The organism is Bradyrhizobium sp. SZCCHNR1017 (genome assembly GCF_032381375.1).
Classification (GTDB): Bacteria; Pseudomonadota; Alphaproteobacteria; order Rhizobiales; family Xanthobacteraceae; genus Bradyrhizobium.
Genome location: NZ_JAUHIR010000013.1, coordinates 25,667 through 47,017, shown reverse-complemented (window position 1 = coordinate 47,017; position 21,351 = coordinate 25,667). Strand labels below are relative to the sequence as shown.

The window sequence follows — 21,351 nt, the reverse complement described above, 5'->3', positions numbered from 1 at the left end:
TACGGGCTGCAGTTCATTCCTAAAATTTCAATCATTGAACCTGATCGTTATAAAATATAGAATGATTGCGTGCCGCATCTGAATTACCACCACCTGCGCTACTTCTGGATCATCGCCAGCGAAGGCAGCATGAGCCGCGCCGCGCAGCGCCTCAACGTCTCGCCCTCCTCGCTGTCGGTGCAGGTCAAGGCGCTGGAGGAGCAGCTCGGGCAGAAGCTGTTCGAGCGCATTGGACGCACCCTGCAGCTCACCGAGGCCGGGCGCATCGCGCTCGACTATGCCGGCAGCGTGTTCAAGTCTGGCCATGAGCTGATCGAGACCTTGTCGGGCCTGCGGCCGGGACGGCAGCTGCTGCGGGTCGGCGCCGCGGCGAACCTGTCGCGCAACTTCCAGATCGCGTTCCTGAAGCCCTTGATCGGGCGCGGCGACGTCGAGCTGATCATCCACACCGGTCAGTTCAGCGACCTGTTGGAACAGCTCGACGCCCACAAGCTCGATCTCGTGCTCGCCAACCATCCGGCGGCGCCAGACATGCGCAGCAATTTCGACAACACGCTGATCGATGAGCAGCGCGTCAGCCTCGTTAGCCGCAAGCCGGCCAAGCCCGCGCGATTCCGATTCCCGCAGGATCTGGCAACGACGCCGGTGATCCTGCCCGGCCGAGGCAGCGCGCTGCGCTCGGCTTTCGATGCGCTGGTCGGATCCAGCGGGATCCGTCCGGTCATCGCCGCCGAGGTCGACGACATGGCGATGCTGCGCCTGATGGCCCGCGAGAGCGGCACCGTCACGTTGGTGCCGTCGATCGTCGTGATCGACGAGCTGCGTACCGGCGTGCTGGTTGAACGCGCCCGCCTGAGCGCGCTGAAGGAGCAGTTCTTCGCCGTGAGCCAGCAGCGCCGCTATCCCAATCCGCTCGTCGCCGAGCTGATCGGATCACGCGACAGGAAGAGCGGTTCACGGCCTGAATGACCTGTCCGTGGCACTTTGTCTTGAAATAGGTTGCAGGCAGCCCGCAAGACATCGGGACGGACCGGTCTTGCGGACCAACTCCCAGTTCGTTCCGAACTGGGGGCAAGGTCAGCAGTCGTGAGCCGTCCGATCAGAACATCGCGGGCGGACTGACATTCACCCCGTGCTGGACCAGCACGAGAGAAGCGACCACGCCCGTCAATGAGAACATGGTCACCAGACCAAATCCGGAATTGAGCGCATGGGGACCAACCAGCTTCCGCACAATCATCATCATCATCAATGTCTCCTCCTGAATGTCGTTAGTGGACTTAACTAGAGGGACGGTGCGTTACCGGGGCGTTTCCAAATTTGGAGAGATCGGCGCGTGGTGAATGCATCCTTGAATGCACAGCATGCCCGGCATGAAGGCCGCTTAACAATGACGGCGGATTTGCAGTTGCATCGAGACGAGGGAAGCGCCGACGCTCGAAGAAGTTGAATCTTCGTATTAGCTCGCCCTGAACGGAGCACGATGTCGACGACAAGGATGGACGACGGCCGCACGCGAGGCGCGGTGGTTCGCGTCGCGCTGAGCGATCGCATCTATACGCGGCGTGAGCAATTCGACGCTTCCCGTTTCCCAGCGGAAGTACATCGTCACCCCGAATGAAGTGGCCGCAGCCGTCAGGCGACCCTCGGTCATTCGGCTGGCGACATCCGGCGCGGAACGGATCGCGAAGACGTTCGCGGTCTGCGTCCTGATATGATCCTACTTCGCCTCATTCATCGCCGTCGCGGCGAGCAGCGCCGCCTCGATCGTGTCCCGGGTCTTGTCGAGATGCGCCATCATGAGCGTCACCGCGCGCTCGGTGTCGCGCGCCAGCGCCGCCTCCATCAGTTCGCGATGCTCACGCGCGGCATCGCGGTTGCCGCGATCGGTCTTGCGGGCGAGATCAAGATAGCGCTCGTTGTGCGCAAACAGGAGATCGCGCACCCGCATCATCCAGGCGCTGCCACAGGCCTGGGCCAACGCGGCATGGAAATCGGCATGCGCCAGCATCCAGGCCGGCGAGAAGCTGCCGTCATGGGCCGCGATCGGCGTCGCGGCCAGACGGTGATGCGCGGCAACGACCGTGGTCTCCCAGGCGAGATCACCGTTGGCGATGGCGCGGCGCAGGCACTTGGTCTCGATCTCGACGCGCATGTCGGTCAGATCGCGCAGATCGGCCACCGAGACCGGCGCCACGCGGAAGCCGCGCTGCGGCGTCGCCGTCACCAGCCCTTCCGCCGTGAGCCGCGCCAGCGCCTCGCGGATCGCCCCGGTGCTGACGGAGAAGGCTGATCCGAGCTCGCTGATCTTCAGCTTCTCCTCCGGACGATAGAGGCCGGCGAGCAGGCTGGCACGCAACTGCTCGTAGACGGTCTGGGTGGCGCTGCCGGACATCGACTCACTCTCGCGGGACAATCGATTCACACTAGCAAAGCCTAAAAGTATATTTTCATCAAAAAATATATTTTAATTGCACGGCCTCCGCCATGCCCCTATGCTCAGCGCCAAAACGCCGCCGGCAGCGCGGCCATCAGGGAGGTATCCATGCGAAGCGCCATCGCAGCGGCAGGATTGTTGGTCGCCGCGTCCGTCCTCGCCGTACCCGCTCGGGCGGAGGATCAGCCGGGCATCACCGCCAGCGAGATCCGCATTGGACAGACCATGCCCTACAGCGGGCCGGTGTCCGCCTTCGGCATCCTCGGCAAGGGCGAGGTGGCCTATTTCAAGATGATCAACGACCGCGGCGGCATCAACGGCCGCAAGGTCAACCTGATCTCGCTGGACGACAGCTACGTGCCGCCCAAGACCGTGGAGCAGACGCGACGTCTGGTCGAGAGCGACGAGGTGTTGTTCATCTTCTCGACCATGGGCACCGCGCACAACACCGCGATCGCCAAGTATCTCCAGGGCAAGAAGGTGCCGCAGCTGTTCGTGGCCTCGGGCGCCTCGAAGTTCGGCGACCCTGCGCAATTTCCGCTGGCCTTGATGGGTGTGATGGCGCCGTTCCGCAACGAAGCGCGGATGTATGCGCGCTACGCGCTGCAGAAGAAGCCGGATTCGACCTTTGCCATTCTCGCGCAGAACGACGATTTCGGGCGCGACTATCTCGCCGGGCTGAAGGACGTGCTCGGCGAGCGCTTCGACAGCACGGTGACCGTCGCAAGCTACGAGTCGACCGAGCCGACCATCGACTCGCAGATCGTGAAGCTGAAATCGACGGGCGCCGATGCGCTGATCATCGCCGCGACGCCGAAATTCGCCGCGCAGGCGATCCGCAAGACCCATGAGATCAACTGGCGCCCGCTGACGTTCCTGACCAACGTCTCGGTGTGGATGTCATCGGTCATGGAGCCGGCGGGCCTCGAGGCAGGCACCGGCATCATCTCGACGGCCTACGTCAAGGATCCGTTGGATCCCGCCTGGGCCAACGATGCCGGCGTCAAGGGCTGGCGCGACTATATGGCGAAATACGTGCCCGACGGCGACATCCGCGATTCCAACTACGTCAACGGCTACAACAACGGCATGGTGCTGGAGCACGTGCTGAAGGCGGCCGGCAACGATCTGTCGCGCGAGAACATTTTGCGGCAGGCGCTGTCGATCAAGGATCTCGAACTGCCGATGCTGCTGCCGGGCATCAAGGTCAACACGTCAGAGACCGACCACCTCCCGGTCGAGCAGGTGCAGTTCATGCGTTTCACCGGCAAGCAGTGGGAGCGGTTCGGCGAGGTGCTGTCGACCAAGTAGCGGCGGCTGCTCCGTGGATCGTCGGCGCGGCTCCGCGCTGACGACAGGCGCATGCATGGGCTGGCACGGTATTGGAGGACGGCGCCTCTCTCTCGCCACGTAAACAAAATCGCAACAGTCGCCTGCGATGTTTCGTCGCAGGTCAACCGAATTCGCAATCGGCGTCCGCATACATCCACATGTGGTCGCGCGTGCGACGGCGTGCCCCTCTGCTCACGGCCGGGGAAGCGGGCGGAGGGCGGGCTCGTGCCCGGTTCTCACCGCAGGTCTCCTTGAAGCAGTCGCGGAGATGATCGCCGCGGGGAACCGCCAACAAGGAAAAGAATACAGGTCCTCACCGCCCCAACGGGATCTTTTGAGGAAGAGCATGACGGACATCAGCCGACCAGCGAGCCGGGCGATCGCCGCCATCGCGCGCTTCTCCCGCGACAGCAAGGCCAATATCGCGGTCACATTCGCGCTGGCGCTGTTGCCGATTCTCACGGCGATCGGATGCGCGACCGACTACTCCATGGCCATGCGCATGAAGATCAGGCTCCAGTCTGCGGCCGATGCCGCGAGCATCGCCTCGATCTCGGTCAACTCGGCAGGCTATACAGCGGCGATGGCGATGACGTCGGACGGAACCGTTACCGCCGGGGTCTCGGAGGCGGACAACATCTTCAAGGGCAACGCCTCTACCTTTCAAGGCTACACATTGACGTCCGAGACCAGCACCGTCACCAAGAGCGGGTCCACACTGACGTCGCAGGTGCAATTCACCGCCAACGTGCCGGCCACGTTCCTGACGGTGATCGGCTATCAGAATCTGACGGTCAGCGGCCAATCGTCCTCTTCCGTCACGTTGCCACTCTATCTCGACTTCTATTTGACGCTGGACGTCTCGGGCTCGATGGGCCTCCCGTCGACATCGTCCGAAGCACAGCGCATGCAGGCCATCAGCCCGGACAACTACAGGCAATACCCCACGGGATGCACGCTGGCGTGCCATTTTTCGCCGCAGAATAGCGCTTGCACCGATTCAGGGACCCAGGGATATCCCACGAACAATTATTGCCTGGGCTATGCGATCTCGCGCGTCAGCCAGAGCGGTTACAAGAACCTGCTGACCACCAACAAGAACTACCCCATGGGCGTTCAACTGCCGTCGTCGATCGTGTCCGGCCTGCCGAACTCACTGTACAAGAACCTGGCGACCGTTGCGAACTGCCCGACCGATGGGACGGATGCATGCATCCAGCTGCGGCTGGATGCCGTGGGCTATGCCGTGAACCAGCTGTTTGTCACGGCGAACAACACCAAGAAGGTCAACAACCAGTTCCGGATCGGCCTCTACCCCTTCATCCGATATCTCTATTCCTACTTTCCGCTCACCAGCAGCATCAACGGCTCGACGACGGATTCGACCACCATCAACTATGCGGCGGCCAACCTTGCGACGCTGCTCGACACCAACACCAACGCATCTCTCGGCTCGGGCGGAACGCATATCGACACGGCCCTGTCCAGCGTCAACAACCTGATCGTCAATGTCGGGAACGGCAGCGCCTCGACCAATACCCTGCCCTACGTGTTCCTGGTCACCGACGGCGCGCAAGACCCGCAAGTGAAGGGCGTGCCCAATGGCTCATGGTCCGGCAGCAATCATGCCACCGTGATCGATCCGAACACCTCCTGCACACCGCTGAAGAACCGCGGCATCATCATCTCAGTTCTCTACATTCCCTATCAGGTGATCAATCCGGTGAACGCATCCTTCGCCGGTGACGAAGACGACTATGCCAACAGCAACATTCCTTCGATTCCGCCGAGCCTGAAGGCCTGCGCCTCGCCGGGATTCTTCTATACGGCGAACACGCCCGCCGACATCACGTCGGCGCTGAACGCGATGTTCAATCATGCGGTGTCCGAGGCGCATCTGACGAGATAGAGCAGAGACAAGCCCAGGCTCGGCCGTTGGACTTTCGGCGCCGAAGGCGTAGACCTCTACCGTCGACCACGAAAGAGCCGCGGCGCCCATGTCCGAGACTGATCCGCTCACGCTGAAATTTCGCTGTCCGAAGGAGCTGGAAGGCCTCATTCCGCAGCCGGTGCCGGCGCCGATGGGCGTTCCCGACTGGGTCAAGACGATGCCGGCCACCGCGTTCAGCGCGCTCAACCAGGCCGAGGAGCAGACCGTCAAGCGCTGCCCGCCCTTCATCGACGCGATGACGACGGGCTTCCTCATTCCGCTGGTCTGCGATCTCACGGTCGAGGATGGCGGGATCAGTTGGGACAACGAGCTGCCGCCGGGCGGCGCGATCGATTTTCCGCGCTCGCCGATCAGCTTCCACGACGTCGCGCAGGTCACGGGCTCGCCGCTGTTCGAGGCCGACCGCTTCCTGCTCAAGTTTCACAATCTCTGGACGATCGAGGCGCCGGAGGGCTGGGCATTGCTGTTCACGCATCCCGTCAACCGCTTCGACCTGCCCTTCACCACCGTGACCGGCCTCGTCGACAGCGACCGCTTTCACGATAGCTTCGTGCATTTTCCGGCGCATTGGCACGACACGTCGTTCCGCGGCGTGCTGCCAAAGGGCACGCCGGTCGCGCAATGCATTCCGGTGAAGCGGCAGGCCTGGACGATGCAGATCTCGGCCTTCACCGGAGAGGAAATCGCGGAGATTCACGAGGTGCGCGAGGCGCTGAAGCGCGAGACCGGCGTCTATCGCAAGCGGTTCAGGGCTTGAGGGCGGCCGCGCCGTCGACCTGAAGGAACTTCGCCGCATCGCTCGGCCGGAAAAAGAAGCGCCCATGCGAGCTAACGACCATCGTATAGGCCGCGCGGCTCAACAGATGCGGCCGGCCGCGCACCACCGTGCGCAGCGCCGCCTCGGCCCCGGCGCGGTCGCCCATCTCCATCAGGCACATCGCGAGGTTGGCGCGGGTCTGCGTGTCCTCGGGCCGCAGGCCGAGCGCATGGCGGTAGGTGCCTGCGGCCTCGGCATAGTCGCCGTCGAGGAACTGCACCCAGGCGAGCTCGATCAGGATGTCGGGCCGTCCCGGCGCGGCCTCGCGCGCCGCCAACAGGTGCGTGCGGGCACGAACGCGGTCATTGGCCTGGAGAGAGAGGCGTCCGAGATCGAGCTGGAGGTCGACGCTGTCGGGTGACAGCGTCAGCGCCTCCTCGATCACGGCGATGGCGTCACCGAGCTGTCCCGACTTGGCAAGCCGCCCCGCCAGCTCCTGGAACGCCGGCAGAAAAGGCGGCCGCCGCGCCGCGGTCTTGCGCAGCTGCGCGATGCCGTCGGCGGCGCGTCTGGATTCGCACAAGGCAGCGCCGAGCAGCGTCTCGAGTTCCGGATCGCTGCCGCGCAACGCCGCCTTCTCGAGCGGCGCGATCGCTTCGTTCGCGCGCTGCTGGCCGAGCAGCGCATGGGCCTGGACGAGCAGCGCGGCGCGGTCGGTCCTGGCCGTGCGCAGAATCGAGGCGGCGATCTGCTCGGCGCGCGCGAACTGCCGCGCGCGCAGCGCGTGGATCGCTTCCTGCAGCGCCTGCGCCTGCTGATTTTTCCGCCGTTCACTCACGTCTGCAGCCAAGCTCCGAGGAAGAGGTCGAGTCTAGCTAGCTCGCCGTCCCCAGGAGTGTCCAGCAGCACGCTCACCCGAACAGCGGCGTGCCCGGCACGAAGGCGTCGAACGCGGCCCAGAACTGCGAGCGGTAGCGGTCCTGCTCCTGCAGGATCTCGTGCTTGGCACCGGCGATGACGAGATGCGAGCCGGCGCGCAGATGATAGGCGAACTCCTCGATCGCAGCCGTCGACACCACGGTGTCGCTGGAGGCCGCCAGCATCAGGATCGGCTGGCGGATCTGGGAGGGATAGGTCATGCCGCGGAAGGTCATCATCGCCGAGAACGCCGCGTCGGCCCAGGCGACCGTGGGCGAGGCGATGCCGAGCGTCGGATCTTCTTCGAGGATCGCGGCGTTGCGGGCATAGCGGACCGGATCGGACGTCAGAGGATTGTTGACGAACGGCGCCAGCCCGCTGATCTCGTCGTTGCCGCCCGGCACGTAGCGGCCGCCCTGTCCGGCGATGCGCATCGCCCGCAGCAACAGCCGCGCCGGCAGCGCGGTGCGGCTGTCCGGAAGGTCGATCATCGGCGCCGACAGCACGACGCGATCGAACCAGCGCTTGCCGGCATGCGCGAGCCGCAGCAGCACCGTGCCGCCCATCGAATGCGCCAGCGCGAAATAAGGCGGCGGACAATCCGGCAGCACGACTTGCGTGACGAAGGTCTCCACGTCGGTCTCGTAGTCGGAGAACGAGCGCACATAGCCCTTGCGGGAATCGCGCAGGCGCCGCGACGAATGGCCCTGGCCGCGCCAGTCGATGATGGCGACCGCAAAGCCGCGATCGCGCAGATCGCGCACCGTCTCGAAATACTTCTCGATCATCTCGCTGCGGCCGGTGAATACGCACACCGTGCCCTTGCGCCCGGCCGGCGGCGCCCAGCGCGCAAAGCGCAGCTCGGCGCCATCAGGGGTCTTGATGGTGCCGGCAGTGACGTTTTCGGGAACGGGATTGGCGGGAATCGAGACGAGCGTCATGAGGCGCCCATCGAATAGGTGAAAGGCAGCGGGAATCAAGGGGTGGAACGGCAAAAAGAGCAGGTCTTGGGCGCCCTTGAAGGTCGAAACGTCCGGCCCATATCGAGATCGTGCAGGCCGCGTCAGGCTGCACGACAGCCCGGCCCGATGGCGGGCGGGTTAGCCAACAGTCGCTCAATGGAGGACTTTGACCATGCGTACCTACGACCTCACCCCCTTCTATCGTTCCACCGTCGGTTTCGACCGTCTGTTCTCGCTGCTCGACCAGGCCACCGCCGAGCCCACCCCCGGCTATCCGCCCTACAACATCGAGCGCACCGGTGAGAACGCTTACCGCATCACCGTCGCCGTCTCCGGCTTTGGCAAGGATGAGCTCTCCCTCGTCGCGAAGGAAAACACGCTGACGATCAAGGGCGAGAAGGCCGCCAACGAGAACGGCAAAAAGGCCGAGGTGCTGTATCGCGGCATCGCCGCCCGGGCCTTCGAGCGCTCGTTCCAGCTCGCCGACCACGTGGTGGTGAAGAACGCCAGCCTCGAAAACGGCCTGCTCCACGTCGACCTCGTACGCGAGATTCCGGAAGCGAAGAAGCCCCGCTCGATTCCGATCTCGACCGGCGCGCAGGCCGCCGAGCAGCCGGTGATCGAAGGCTCGGCCGAGAAGGCCGCCGCCTAACAGCACATCCTCATTCTGGAATAGGAGCGCCCCGGGCAACCGGGGCGTTTTTTCATGCCTTGCTGCAGTGCAGTCAAACGATCGTGACCACTGGTAACGGCCTGCTCTCAGCTCGCGAAGACGCCAATGATCGTCGTCAACCGGGCTTGGAGCCGTGACATGAACCTTCTTCGGACCCTCACCTGCGCCGCCGCGCTGCTGATCTCCGCAGGCGCCGCCCTCGCCGAGCCCGCGCAGCCGCCCAAGGTCCACAACGTCGTGCTGGTGCACGGCGCCTGGGCCGATGGCTCGAGCTGGGCCAAGGTCATCCCCTATCTGCAGGCGGCCGGCCTCAAGGTCACGGCCGTGCAGAATCCGCTGACCTCGCTGGCGGACTCCGCGGCCGCCACCCGCCGCGCCCTGGCCGAGCAGGATGGGCCGGCCGTGCTGGTCGGCCATTCCTGGGGCGGCACGGTCGTGAGCGATGTCGGCACCGATCCAAAGGTCAGCGCGCTGGTCTATGTCGCGGCCCGGGCCCCCGATGCGGGCGAGGATTTCGTCAAGCTTGCCGGGCAATATCCGACACCGCCGGCACGCGCCGGCATCGTCGACCACGACGGCGAGACCAAGCTCAACGAGGACGCCTTCCTGAAGGACTTCGCCAATGGTGTCGATGCGACGACGGCGAAGGAGCTCTATGCGGTGCAATGGCCGACCGCAGCGACGATCTTCGGCAACCGCACCACCCAGGCGGCGTGGCACGACAAGCCGTCATTCTATGCGGTGTCGAAGCAGGACAAGACGATCGATCCGGATTTCGAGCGCTTCCTGGCCCACCGCATGAAGGCGACCACGATCGAGCTCGACGCCGGGCACCTGTCGCTGGTGTCGCATCCGAAGGAGATCGCTGATCTGATCCTGAAGGCCGCCGGTCAGCACGAGTAGTGCGACCGATCGCGCTGGGATCTCATCGGCTGCTCCAAACGACCTGTCATGCCCGCGAAAGCGGGCATCCAGGTCGCCGTGGCAGTCGTGACTGACCGAGATGCCGGGGTTACGTTATCGCCCGGTCGAGCCCGGCGATGACAGCTTTGGTGGTGGCAAGCGGCCGGGCAGACCGTCTGACTGCCTCTATTCCAAACCCTGTACAGCCGGCATCTTTGCCGTCGGCAGGATCTGGGGCACCGGCTTCGCCGTGGGCGCTGCGACGGAGCCCGTCGTCTGCGGCGCGGCCGCGGCCGATTGCACCGGCTTCGGCTCAGAGGGTTTTGCGTCTGAAGCCTTAGCTTCTGAAGCCTTAGCTTCTGAAGGCTTGGCTTCTGAAGGCTTGGCCTCTGAAGGCTTGGCCTCTGAAGGCTTGGCCTCGGCCGGCTTGATGTCCGCGGGGCTGGGCGCGACCGGCTTGACCGCCTCGGCCGGCTTCGGATTGAGCGCGGCGGTCTGCGGTGCCGGAGCACTCGGCCGGGCTGCCGGCGTCGGCACCTTCGGCTGGACCGGCACCGCGGTGGCAACGCGCGGCGCAGCCGGCATCGGCGGCACCAGGCGCGGATCGGCCCGGATCACGCTCGGCGGCGACAGGCGGTCGAGGCCGCCGCGCGGGCTCGGCTCATAGCGCATCCGCTCGTACTCCTCGCCCCATTGGAACGCCGGCACGAAGCGGAGGATGCGGCCGGAGCGCGCATCGACCACGAGCTTGCCGTCCTCGCCCTGCCGATCGAGCACCGCCACGACCCAGACATTGCCGCGCTGGCGCGGTGCGCCGAGCGGCGAGAAACCGTTGTCGCGCAGAATCGCATAGACCTCATGCACCGGCAGGAACGCCGGTGCATAGCCATACTCCTGCTGGTAACCGTCCTGACGGTAGACCGGCGCCGGCGGCACATAGCGCTCGTCGCGGTAGCCGTAGTCAGGGCCCGGCCGATAGCCGTAACGCGGCGGCGGTGCGGGCACGACGGCCGGCGGCGGCAGGTCCGAATAAGGCGTATCGAAATCGGAGACCACCGTGTAGGGCGCACGGACGCCCTGCGGCGGCAACGGCTCGGCCTGCGCGGCAAACGGCGCGATCAACGCGGCCGAGACGACTCCAACAAGCAACTTCATGGCTCAAAGCTCCTGCATGCCCCCGCACGTGAAGCTGTTCGCTTCTTCTCAAGTGCCGCGGAAGTTCTGCCGTGATTCCGGCGGTCCTGGGTCGGCGAGAGGGCGGGATCGGGGCGTTAGGTTTCAAAATCGAGCGCGGCGCGTGATCGCCGGCCCGACCGGATCGATCGGTCAGTGGCAGAAGCGGAAGATTTGCCGGGGAATGAGCGTGTGCGGCGCCCGGACCTCAGGACTCCGCAGTGCTTGTGTGATAGGTTAAAGTTTGGCATCTTGCGGTTTAGGACAGAAATGCTGTCTAAAATTTCGTTGCAAAGGTGACCGAGACTTTGCAATGATGTTACGGCGCCTGAGGGCGCTGCGACATGAACAGGCCGCGGTCGTCCAGCGGGGACATGGTCCCCCGGACACTGGCCTGAATTCTGCAAATGCGGCTCGCTGAGAAGGACGAGCGTTGGCTCCGGAGAGGGGCCCGCGCAGCGCCCGGGGTGCGCCGGACGGACTGTACCGGACTGTGGTGAAGGCCCTGACCAATAATTTATGGGGACGGATATGAGCGGATCGAAGGTCGAGCACGGAATTTTGGGCGGCGCGGTGCTGGCTGTGGATTCGCATGAGAAACCGGCCGAAATCACCCGCGAGCTGCATACGTGGCGTCCTGAAGCCGAAGGTCTGTACGACCCGAGCCAGGAGAAGGATTCCTGCGGCGTCGGCTTCATCGCCAACATCAAGGGCCAGAAGTCGCATCAGATCGTCGCGGACGCGCTCAGCATCCTCTGCAATCTGGAGCACCGCGGCGCCGTCGGCGCCGACCCGCGCTTCGGCGACGGCGCCGGCATCCTGGTGCAGATCCCGCACGCCTTCTTCTCGCGCAAGGCGAAGGAGCTCGGCTTCACGCTGCCGGCTCCGGGCGAATACGCCATCGGCGCGCTGTTCATGCCGCGCGACGAAGCGTGGCGGAACGTCATCAAGAGCATCATCGCCGACCAGATCGAGGACGAAGGCCTGGTGCTGCTCGGCTGGCGCGACGTGCCGACCGACAACTCCTCGCTGGGGGTGACCGTCAAGCCGACCGAGCCGCGCAGCATGCAGGTGTTCATCGGCCGCAACGGCGCCGCCAAGACCGAGGACGAGTTCGAGCGCAAGCTCTACATCCTCCGCAAGTCGATCTCGCAGGCGATCTATCAGCGCCGCGACCGCGGCATGTCGGGCTATTACCCCTGCTCGATGTCGTGCCGGACCGTGATCTACAAGGGCATGTTCCTGGCCGACCAGCTCGGCAAGTACTACGCCGACCTGCACGAGCCGGACTTCGAGAGCGCGCTGGCGCTGGTGCATCAGCGCTTCTCGACCAACACCTTCCCGACCTGGTCGCTGGCTCACCCGTACCGGATGATCGCGCATAATGGCGAGATCAACACGCTGCGCGGCAACGTCAACTGGATGGCGGCGCGCCAGGCGTCCGTGTCTTCGGAGCTGTTCGGCAAGGACATCAGCCGGCTCTGGCCGATCTCCTATGAAGGCCAGTCCGACACCGCCTGCTTCGACAACGCGCTCGAATTCCTGGTGCAGGGCGGCTACTCGCTGCCGCACGCAGTCATGATGATGATCCCGGAAGCCTGGGCCGGCAATCCACTGATGAGCGAGGAGCGCCGCTCGTTCTACGAATATCACGCCGCGCTGATGGAGCCGTGGGACGGCCCGGCCGCGATCGCCTTCACCGACGGCCGCCAGATCGGCGCCACGCTCGACCGCAACGGCCTGCGGCCGGCGCGCTATCTCGTCACCAAGGACGACCGCATCGTGATGGCGTCCGAAATGGGCGTCTTGAAGATTCCGGAGGAGCAGATCGTCACCAAATGGCGGCTGCAGCCGGGCAAGATGCTGCTCGTCGATCTCGAGGAGGGTCGCCTGATCCCGGACGACGAGATCAAGGCGCAGCTCGCCGCCAGCCATCCCTACACCGAGTGGCTCGCGCGCACACAGATCCAGGTCGAGAAGCTGCCGGATGCGCCGACCACGGGCGCGCGCACCAACCTGCCGCTCTTGGACCGGCAGCAGGCGTTCGGCTACAGCCAGGAAGACATCGCGATCCTGATGACGCCGATGGCGGCGACCGGCGAGGAGGCCACGGGCTCGATGGGCAACGACACGCCGATCTCGGCGCTGTCGGACAAGCCGAAGCTGCTTTTCACCTACTTCAAGCAGAACTTCGCCCAGGTCACCAACCCGCCGATCGACCCGATCCGCGAGGAGCTGGTGATGAGCCTGGTCTCGATCATCGGTCCGCGGCCGAACCTGTTCGACCTCGAAGGCGTCGCTTCGACCAAGCGGCTCGAGGTGCATCAGCCGATCCTGACCGATGCGGACCTCGAGAAGATCCGCTCGATCTCGCAAGTGTCCGACAGCCACTTCGTCTCGCGCACGCTCGACACCACCTTCGATGCGAGCCTGGGCGCGGCCGGCTTCGAGCAGGTGCTCGACGATCTCTGCGGCCGCGCCGAAGCCGCGGTGCGCGAGGGCGTCAACATCATCATCCTGTCCGACCGCATGGTCTCGGCCGACCGGATTCCGATCCCGTCGCTGCTCGCCTGCGCCGCCGTGCATCATCACCTGATCCGCACCGGCCTGCGCACGTCGGTCGGTCTCGTGGTGGAGTCGGGCGAGCCGCGCGAGGTGCATCACTTCGCCTGTCTGGCCGGCTACGGCGCAGAGGCGATCAATCCTTATCTCGCCTTCGAGACCATCATCGCGCTCAAGGACAAGCTGCCGGGCGCGCTGAGCGACTACGAGGTCGTCAAGCGCTACATCAAGTCGATCGGCAAGGGCCTGCTCAAGGTCATGTCCAAGATGGGCATCTCGACCTACCAATCCTATTGCGGCGCGCAGATCTTCGATGCGGTCGGCCTGAAGGCCGAGTTCGTGCAGAAGTTCTTCTACGGCACCCACACCCGCATCGAAGGCGTCGGCCTCGCCGAGATCGCCGAGGAGACGACGCGCCGCCACCGCGACGCGTTCGGCGACGCGCTGGTCTACAAGACCGCGCTCGACGTCGGCGGCGAATATGCCTTCCGCACCCGCGGCGAGGACCATGCGTGGACCGCGGAATCGGTCGCGACGCTCCAGCACGCGGTGCGCGGCAATTCCAGGGAGCGCTACCAGGCGTTCGCCAGGCTGCTCAACGAGCAGTCCGAGCGGCTTCTGACCCTGCGCGGTCTGTTCCGGATCAAGTCGGCCGAGGACGACAAGCGCAAGCCGGTCCCGCTCGACGAGGTCGAGCCGGCGAAGGAGATCGTCAAGCGCTTCGCCACGGGTGCGATGTCGTTCGGCTCGATCTCGCGCGAGGCGCACACCACGCTCGCGATCGCCATGAACCGGATCGGCGGCAAGTCGAACACCGGCGAGGGCGGCGAGGAAGCCGACCGCTTCAAGCCGCTGCCCAACGGCGATTCCATGCGCTCGGCGATCAAGCAGGTCGCCTCGGGCCGGTTCGGCGTGACGACGGAATATCTCGTCAACTCCGACATGATGCAGATCAAGATGGCGCAGGGTGCCAAGCCCGGCGAAGGCGGCCAGCTGCCCGGCCACAAGGTCGACGCCACCATCGCCAAGGTGCGCCACTCGACGCCGGGTGTCGGCCTGATCTCGCCGCCGCCGCATCACGACATCTACTCGATCGAGGATCTCGCGCAGCTGATCTACGACCTGAAGAACGTCAATCCCGACGGCCAGGTCTCGGTGAAGCTCGTCTCCGAGGTCGGCGTCGGCACGGTTGCCGCCGGCGTTGCCAAGGCGCGCGCCGACCATGTGACGATCGCGGGCTTCGAGGGCGGCACCGGTGCCTCTCCCCTCACCTCGATCAAGCATGCGGGCTCGCCGTGGGAGATCGGCCTTGCCGAAACGCACCAGACTTTGGTGCGCGAGCGGCTGCGCAGCCGCATCGTGGTCCAGGTCGATGGCGGCTTCCGCACCGGACGTGACGTCGTCATCGGCGCCCTGCTCGGCGCCGACGAATTCGGCTTCGCCACCGCCCCCTTGATCGCCGCCGGCTGCATCATGATGCGCAAGTGCCATCTCAACACCTGTCCGGTCGGCGTCGCCACCCAGGACCCGGTGCTGCGCAAGCGCTTCACCGGCCAGCCCGAGCACGTGATCAACTTCTTCTTCTTCGTCGCCGAGGAAGTCCGCGAGATCATGGCGAGCCTCGGCTACCGTTCGTTCAACGAGATGGTCGGCCAGACCCAGATGCTCGACCAGTCCCGCCTGGTGGCGCATTGGAAAGCCAAGGGCCTCGACTTCTCCAAGCTGTTCGTCAAGCAGAAGGAGGCGCCGGGCCAGAAGATCCATCACGCCGAGGCGCAGGACCATCACCTCGAGGCCGTGCTCGACCGCAAGCTGATCGAGCAGGCCAAGCCCGCGCTCGACCGCGGCGCGCCTGTCAAGATCGAGGCCGAGATCAACAACACCGACCGTTCGGCGGGCGCGATGCTGTCCGGCGCGGTGGCCAAGATCTACGGCCATGCCGGCCTGCCGCAGGACACCATCCATGTCAGCCTGAAGGGCACCGCCGGCCAGGCCTTCGGCGCCTGGCTCGCCCAAGGCGTCACCTTCGAGCTCGAAGGCGAAGGCAACGACTATGTCGGCAAGGGCCTGTCTGGCGGCCGCATCATCGTCAAGCCGCCGCGCAACTCCGGCATCGTGCCGGAGGAATCGATCATCGTCGGCAACACCGTGATGTACGGCGCGATCTCCGGCGAGTGCTTCTTCCGCGGCATCGCCGGCGAGCGCTTCGCGGTCCGCAACTCCGGCGCGGTCGCCGTGGTCGAGGGCGCGGGCGATCATTGCTGCGAATACATGACCGGCGGCATCGTCGTCGTGCTCGGCAAGACCGGGCGCAACTTCGCGGCCGGCATGTCGGGCGGCGTCGCCTATGTGCTCGATGAGGCCGGTGACTTCGACAAGCACTGCAACATGGCGATGGTCGAGCTCGAGCCGGTACTGTCCGAGGAGATGATCGCAGAGGACACCTATCACCAGATGGGCGATCTCGAGGCGCATGGCCGGGTCGACGTGTTCAAGAACCTGCTGGCGTCCGACGTCGAGCGGCTGCACGTGCTGATCTCGCGCCACGCCAAGGCGACCGGCTCCAAGCGCGCCGCCGACATCCTGGCGAACTGGAAGGACTTCGCGCCGAAGTTCCGCAAGGTGATGCCGGTCGAATACCGCCGTGCCCTGAAGGAGCTCGCCGCCAACGCCGACGCCGAGCCCAAGATCGCGATCGGGGCTTGAGGCGCGGCAGCAGACAAGGGCGTCATTGCGAGCGTAGCGACTTGTCCGCCGAAGCCCCTTGGGGCGTAGGCGGAAGCAATCCAGGGCCCAGGAGAAAGTCTGGATTGCTTCGTCGCTGACACTCCTCGCAATGACGGAGCGAATGAGAGACGGCGTCATTCCGGGGCGCGCGAAGCGCGAACCCGGAATCTCGCCCCACAACTTCGAGATTCCGGGTCCGGCGCTAACGCGCCGTCCCGGAATGACGGAAACGATGACAAGGGACGTCGTAGGTCATGGGCAAGGTCACAGGTTTTCTCGAAATCGAGCGTCACGATCGCAAGTACGCGCCGGTTGCCGAGCGTCTGAAGAACTTCAACGAGTTCGTGGTACCGCTCTCCGAGAAGGAGCTGCGCGACCAGGCGGCGCGCTGCATGAATTGCGGCATTCCCTATTGCCACGGCACCGGCTCGGCCGCGCCGGGCACCACCGGCTGCCCGGTCAACAACCAGATCCCGGACTGGAACGACCTCGTCTACAACGGCAATTGGGAAGAGGCGTCGCGAAATCTGCACTCGACCAACAACTTCCCCGAGTTCACGGGCCGCATCTGCCCGGCCCCGTGCGAGGCGTCGTGCACGCTGAACATCGACGACAATCCGGTGACCATCAAGACGATCGAATGCGCCATCGTCGACAAGGCCTGGGAGAACGGCTGGCTGAAGCCGGAGCCCGCCGCTGTGAAAACCGGCAAGAAGATTGCGGTCGTCGGCGCCGGCCCCGCGGGCATGGCCTGCGCCCAGCAACTGGCGCGCGCCGGTCACGACGTCCATGTCTTTGAGAAGCACGCCAAGGCCGGCGGCCTGCTGCGCTATGGCATTCCCGACTTCAAGATGGAGAAGGGCATCATCGACCGCCGCATCACCCAGATGGAAGGCGAAGGCGTTACCTTCCACTATGGCGTCAATGTCGGCGGCAAGGACGGCCTCGATGCGACGTCGCTGCTGAAGGATTACGACGCGGTGGCGCTGACCGGCGGTGCGGAAGCCCCGCGCGACCTGCCGATTCCCGGCCGCGATCTCACCGGTATCCATTACGCGATGGACTTCCTGCCGCAGCAGAACCGCCGAGTCGGCAACGAGCCCGTGAACGCGACCGACATCCTGGCCGGCGGCAAGCATGTCGTCGTGATCGGCGGCGGCGACACCGGCAGCGACTGCATCGGCACCTCGCTGCGCCAGGGCGCGCTGTCGGTGACCCAGCTCGAGATCATGCCGGCGCCGCCGGAGCGTGAGAACAAGGCGCTGACCTGGCCGAACTGGCCGCTGAAGATGCGGACGTCGTCGAGCCAGGCCGAAGGCGCGGCGCGCGAGTTCGCGGTGCTGACCCAGAAGTTCGAAGGCGAGAACGGCGCGGTCAAGAAGCTGCATTGCGTCCGCGTCGACGCGCAGTTCAAGCCGATTCCCGGCACCGAGTTCGTGCTCGCGGCCGATCTGGTGCTGCTGGCGATGGGCTTCGTCCATCCGGTGCATGAGGGCCTGCTCAAGAGCCTCGGCGTCGATCTCGACCCGCGCGGCAACGTCAAGGCCAACCTGACGGACTACCAGACCTCGCTGCCGAAGGTCTTCTCCGCCGGCGACATGCGCCGCGGCCAGTCCCTGGTGGTATGGGCGATCCGCGAGGGCCGCCTGTGCGCCCAGGCCGTCGACAAGTTCCTGATGGGCAAGACCGAGCTGCCGCGCTGAGCCGTGGCGTGAACACCCTGTTTCGCTAACTGGACGGGCTTGCACCGACTGTTGGGTCAAGATCGCATCCAGTCAGCAGAACGTGAAACAAAAAAGGGGTGGGGGCTTCCTCGGCATGAATCTCCGCACGGCCTGAAGTGGCAGGTCAGGTCGACGGTCCATGATCGATCGGATGAGCGTCGAAGCGTCAGGGTCGACGTGTCACCGTGAAGCCCCCACCCGTTCTGGCCATCGGGCCAGCTCGGATGAGCCGCGCCTCGCGCGGCTCCGATGTCAGGCGGGATGAGGCCGCGTGCAGCGACAGCGGCCCGGCTCGGCAGCGGGCGTGCCTTCGAGGATTGCGCGCACCGCGAGCATCACGATGTCAGCCATGTGGACGGTCCCCACTGTTCGACGGCAGGACGCCGCGAGCCCCCTTGGTTCCCGCAACCTAAAGCTGCGACTCTTAAGATAAGCACAATGGCCGCGCCGGCATTCCATTCAAATGCAGTTCGCGCGTGATCATGTCCGCGCTGATCACGCGAATACGCGTTTTGACTCGCGTCATCGGAGAGTGATCAGGCCTTGGTCCTTGCCCAGATGTCTTCGACCGGCACCGGCGGCGTCACCCGGAATATCTCGTCGATGACGCGGCCGAGTTCGGCAGCGCTCTCGATCAAACGCTCCTCGACGACTTCGCCATCGCGCGCCTGCCGCTGATAGCGGCGGGTGACCAGCTTGTGACGTATGCCGGGCTCGACACGCTCCATCATCAGCGTATGCGTGGCCGGCACGTTCGGGCTGGTCGAGGTGTACCAGCTGCCGAGCACATAATCGGCATGGATCTGCGGCGCGAGGTCGAACGCATACATCATGCGCCAGCCCGTCGGCTGCTTCGCGCTGACCGTATAGAGCCCGTCCCACGTGCCGACGCGGAACGTTCCCATCGGCGTCTGCTGCTCGGGTCCGAGCTCGAGACGAATGGGCGCATCCATCATGCAGATGCCGAAGCCGACATCGACGAGATGCGGGCGGCCATCGACCTCGACCAGCAGCATCATGTGCTGGCGCGGCCCGAGCGGATCGGTCGGCGCCGAGCGCCAGCGCACCCGGCCGGCCAGGCCGGTGGTCTTGAATCCGATCGCCTCAAGCACCGCCTGGAACAGCACGTTCTGCTCGAAGCAGTAGCCGCCGCGGCGGCCGAGCACGAGCTTCTGTTGCACGGACCGCAGGTCGACATGGACGGGACGGCCCATCAGCGGATCGAGCGCCTCGAACGGCAGCGCGTCGACATGCGCGGCCTGCAGCGCTGCGAGCGTCGACAGGTCGGGCGCGAGCGGCCCGCGATAGTCGATGCGGGCGAGATAGGAATCCAGCTGAAGCTCACCGGCCATCGCAACGCTTTCCCGTCAGCTCTCGATGCGCTTCCAGATCACATCGACGGGCACCGGCAGCGTGAGCCCGAACACCTCCTCGATGACGCTGCGCAGCGTCTCGGGCGTCTCGATGATCTGTTCGCTCCTCACCTCGCCATCGCGCGCTTCGATGACCAGGCGGCGATTGACCAGCTTGTAGCGCGCCTCACGCGTCAACCGCTCCAGGATCAGCATCGAGGTGAACGGCGTCAACGGGCTGGTCGAGGTGAACCAGTTGCCGAGCACATAGTCGGCATGAATCTGCGGCACCAGATCAAACACATACATCGTGCGCCAGCCGGCCGGCTGCTTCGCCGCGAGCCAATACAGCCCATCAGACAGCGTCAGACGGAACGTACCCATCGCGGTCGGCTGCTCGATGTCGGCAACCATCTGCAGCGGCGTATCGAGCAGGCAGGAGCCGAAACCGACATCGGCGAGATGAGGCCCCTCCGGCAGGTCCACCTTCAGCATCATGTGCGTGCGCGGCGTCAGCGGCGCATCGGCATCGAGCCGCCACCGCACCCGCGCCGAGAGCGGCGTCACCGCAAAGCCGATCGCCTCCAGCGCCGCTTTCAGCAGCGCATTCTGTTCGAAGCAATAGCCGCCGCGGCGGCCGTCGACGATCTTGGCCTGGACCGAGGCGAGATCGATGTTCACGGGCCGGCCGAGCAGCGGATCGATGCCTTCGAAGGCGATCGCATCGACATGGGCGGCCTGCAATCCGGCCAGCGTCTCGAGCGTCGGCGCCAGCGGCCCGCGATAGCCGATGCGCACGAGATATTTATCCAGATCGAATGCGCCCGGCATCGGCTCTGCTCCCTGTCTCGGACGAGCCCATAGCACGACGCCGCCGTGCCCGGCCAGAACGGGACCGCGCACGTGCCCAAGCTCGGCTCATCCCGTCTGCCGGCTCCAGCGCTCGGCAAAGCGATGCAGCGGCAGGAAGGTCTCCAACAGCTCGCGCCCCAATGGCGTCAGCTCGTAGCCGCTGTCGCCCAGCACGATGAAGCCCGCCTCGCGCAGCTCGTCCAGCCGCGCCTGCAACACGGTCGGCGAGGCCTCGTCGCAGGCCGCGCGCAGCGCCCGGGAGGTCAGGGCGTCGTCGCGCAGCTCCCAGACGATGCGCAGGCACCAGCGCCGGCCCAACAGATCGAGCAGCGCCATGACCGGCCGGCCCGAGCGCGAGCCGCGCACCCGGCGCGGTTGAACGTCTTTCGGCACGAAAACTCTCCAACAGCTTGCCAAGCGCTACGGAAAGCGTAGCATACTGCTACAGTAAATGTAGCACCGCACAGGAGGAACCGCCATGCCCCGGATCGCCCCGCTGCAGCCGCCCTACCCGGCCGACATCCAGGCGCAATTCGACCAGATCATGCGCGGGGCGCCGCCCTTGATGCTGTTCCGGGTGATGGCCGGCCATGCGCGCGCCTGGACCAAATTTCGCGGCGGCAGCCTGCTCGACCGCGGCCCGCTGTCCCTGCGTCAGCGCGAGATCGTCATCGATCGGACCTGCGCGCTGAATGCGTGCGAGTACGAATGGGGCGTGCACGTCCGCATCTTTGGCTCAGACGCCGGCCTGACGGCGCAACAGATCGACGCCACCGTGAATGCACCGGCCGACGCGGCGTGCTGGTCGGCCCCCGAACAGGCCCTGATCGCTGCGGTCGATGCCTTGCACCAACGGTCGACCTTGAGCGACGACGAATTCGCCCGCCTCCGCCTGCATCATGATGAGGATCAGGTGCTGGAAATCATCCTGCTGTGCGGCTTCTATCGCACCGTGTCGTATGTCGCGAACGCACTGCAGCTGCCGCTGGAGGCCGATGCGGCACGATTCAACGCAGGCTGACCGGTCT

Annotated in this window: 17 protein-coding genes; 9 read left to right on the top strand and 8 right to left on the bottom strand. The window is 65.4% G+C overall.

All coding sequences use genetic code 11. The features are described from left to right. The first annotated feature begins 69 nt into the window (after positions 1-69). Positions 70-969, top strand: a complete 900-nt coding sequence (locus QW863_RS27005) for a LysR family transcriptional regulator (protein WP_315716565.1) — start codon at positions 70-72, stop codon at positions 967-969. Positions 970-1,099: 130 nt separating this feature from the next. Here QW863_RS27005 and QW863_RS27000 read toward each other — a convergent pair whose 3' ends face one another. Both QW863_RS27000 and QW863_RS26995 read right to left on the bottom strand, forming a co-directional pair. Next, complete coding sequence (locus QW863_RS27000) at positions 1,100-1,249, bottom strand: hypothetical protein (protein WP_315769304.1); 150 nt, start codon at positions 1,247-1,249, stop codon at positions 1,100-1,102. A gap of 471 nt (positions 1,250-1,720) precedes the next feature. Further along, the gene (locus QW863_RS26995; protein ID WP_315769302.1) at positions 1,721-2,395 is read right to left on the bottom strand and encodes a GntR family transcriptional regulator; all 675 of its coding nucleotides are present in this window, start codon (positions 2,393-2,395) and stop codon (positions 1,721-1,723) included. A gap of 150 nt (positions 2,396-2,545) precedes the next feature. On the opposite strand from QW863_RS26995, the gene QW863_RS26990 reads away from it, so the two are divergent. From QW863_RS26990 to QW863_RS26980, 3 genes are all read left to right on the top strand, one after another. Further along, positions 2,546-3,748, top strand: a complete 1,203-nt coding sequence (locus QW863_RS26990) for an ABC transporter substrate-binding protein (RefSeq protein WP_315716563.1) — start codon at positions 2,546-2,548, stop codon at positions 3,746-3,748. Positions 3,749-4,115: 367 nt separating this feature from the next. Beyond that, complete coding sequence (locus tag QW863_RS26985; RefSeq protein ID WP_315716710.1) at positions 4,116-5,678, top strand: TadE/TadG family type IV pilus assembly protein; 1,563 nt, start codon at positions 4,116-4,118, stop codon at positions 5,676-5,678. Between the two features lie 88 nt (positions 5,679-5,766). After that, positions 5,767-6,477, top strand: coding sequence for a hypothetical protein (locus QW863_RS26980; protein ID WP_315769300.1), 711 nt, complete (start codon positions 5,767-5,769; stop codon positions 6,475-6,477). Here QW863_RS26980 and QW863_RS26975 read toward each other — a convergent pair. Next, entirely contained in the window at positions 6,467-7,315 is an 849-nt protein-coding gene (locus QW863_RS26975; RefSeq protein ID WP_315769298.1) for a tetratricopeptide repeat protein, read from the bottom strand. The genes QW863_RS26980 and QW863_RS26975 overlap by 11 nt on opposite strands. A gap of 73 nt (positions 7,316-7,388) precedes the next feature. Next, positions 7,389-8,336: an alpha/beta hydrolase gene (locus tag QW863_RS26970; protein ID WP_315769296.1), complete on the bottom strand. Its 948-nt coding sequence runs from the start codon at positions 8,334-8,336 to the stop codon at positions 7,389-7,391. A gap of 193 nt (positions 8,337-8,529) precedes the next feature. On the opposite strand from QW863_RS26970, the gene QW863_RS26965 reads away from it, so the two are divergent. Then, positions 8,530-9,009, top strand: a complete 480-nt coding sequence (locus tag QW863_RS26965) for an Hsp20 family protein (protein WP_315716558.1) — start codon at positions 8,530-8,532, stop codon at positions 9,007-9,009. 159 nt (positions 9,010-9,168) lie between these two features. Next, positions 9,169-9,933, top strand: a complete 765-nt coding sequence (locus tag QW863_RS26960) for an alpha/beta hydrolase (protein ID WP_315769294.1) — start codon at positions 9,169-9,171, stop codon at positions 9,931-9,933. 186 nt (positions 9,934-10,119) lie between these two features. Here QW863_RS26960 and QW863_RS26955 read toward each other — a convergent pair whose 3' ends face one another. Next, complete coding sequence (locus QW863_RS26955) at positions 10,120-11,088, bottom strand: hypothetical protein (RefSeq protein WP_315769292.1); 969 nt, start codon at positions 11,086-11,088, stop codon at positions 10,120-10,122. 549 nt (positions 11,089-11,637) lie between these two features. Here QW863_RS26955 and gltB point away from each other — a divergent pair. Both gltB and QW863_RS26945 read left to right on the top strand, forming a co-directional pair. Next, positions 11,638-16,374 (top strand): glutamate synthase large subunit, encoded by a 4,737-nt coding sequence (gene gltB / locus QW863_RS26950; protein WP_315769291.1) that lies wholly within the window; start codon positions 11,638-11,640, stop codon positions 16,372-16,374. 275 nt (positions 16,375-16,649) lie between these two features. Next, the gene (locus QW863_RS26945) at positions 16,650-18,098 is read left to right on the top strand and encodes a glutamate synthase subunit beta (protein WP_315716554.1); all 1,449 of its coding nucleotides are present in this window, start codon (positions 16,650-16,652) and stop codon (positions 18,096-18,098) included. A gap of 557 nt (positions 18,099-18,655) precedes the next feature. Here the strand turns inward: QW863_RS26945 and QW863_RS26940 are convergent. The 3 genes from QW863_RS26940 to QW863_RS26930 all read right to left on the bottom strand — a co-directional run bounded on the left by QW863_RS26940 (position 18,656) and on the right by QW863_RS26930 (position 20,659). Next, the gene (locus QW863_RS26940) at positions 18,656-19,471 is read right to left on the bottom strand and encodes an arylamine N-acetyltransferase (protein ID WP_315769289.1); all 816 of its coding nucleotides are present in this window, start codon (positions 19,469-19,471) and stop codon (positions 18,656-18,658) included. Positions 19,472-19,486: 15 nt separating this feature from the next. Further along, the gene (locus QW863_RS26935) at positions 19,487-20,302 is read right to left on the bottom strand and encodes an arylamine N-acetyltransferase (RefSeq protein ID WP_315716552.1); all 816 of its coding nucleotides are present in this window, start codon (positions 20,300-20,302) and stop codon (positions 19,487-19,489) included. A gap of 87 nt (positions 20,303-20,389) precedes the next feature. Next, entirely contained in the window at positions 20,390-20,659 is a 270-nt protein-coding gene (locus QW863_RS26930; RefSeq protein ID WP_315716709.1) for a winged helix-turn-helix transcriptional regulator, read from the bottom strand. Positions 20,660-20,801: 142 nt separating this feature from the next. On the opposite strand from QW863_RS26930, the gene QW863_RS26925 reads away from it, so the two are divergent. After that, complete coding sequence (locus QW863_RS26925) at positions 20,802-21,344, top strand: carboxymuconolactone decarboxylase family protein (RefSeq protein WP_315769287.1); 543 nt, start codon at positions 20,802-20,804, stop codon at positions 21,342-21,344. Positions 21,345-21,351 lie beyond the last annotated feature (7 nt).